At 72.1% G+C, this 409-nt stretch carries 1 protein-coding gene; it reads left to right on the forward strand.

Annotated features, from left to right (window positions below):
• Positions 1–263 (forward strand): hypothetical protein (locus AC1DSF_RS31045; protein WP_478184152.1); only part of this gene is annotated, 263 nt, incomplete at its 5' end.
• Positions 264–409 lie beyond the last annotated feature (146 nt).

Here is a 409-nt window from a genome sequence, read left to right on the forward strand (position 1 = left end):
GCCTGGAGCCGTGGAACGGCGTCAAGCAGATCTGGGCCGCCGGATCACCGGACGCGGCGCACGCGGTCGACACCACCGAGACCTTCGCCCAGGGCGTCGCGTCGCTCGAAGCGCACGCCGCCTACCTGGCCGGCCTGGGCGGCAGCGCCGGGAACATGGCCGACGCCGCCGAGTGGCTCGAGGGCTTCGCGCGCACCGCGGGGACCCGGCTGGGCACCCGCTTCGCGGCGTCCTTCGAGGTCGTCCCGCTGACCTTCGACTAGGRCGTGTCTGGTGGRTRTTCGCGCCCCTCACGKYGTCTGGTGCCGTGCATCGCAAGGCGCRGGCYCGCAGCTCGTGCTTTTTCGTACGTGCAACGGTCTGCAACGCCGCGAGGTGGGGTGCCAGGCGGCGTGAGGGGTGTGAGATC

Source organism: Variovorax sp. 01N429 (assembly GCF_056399425.1).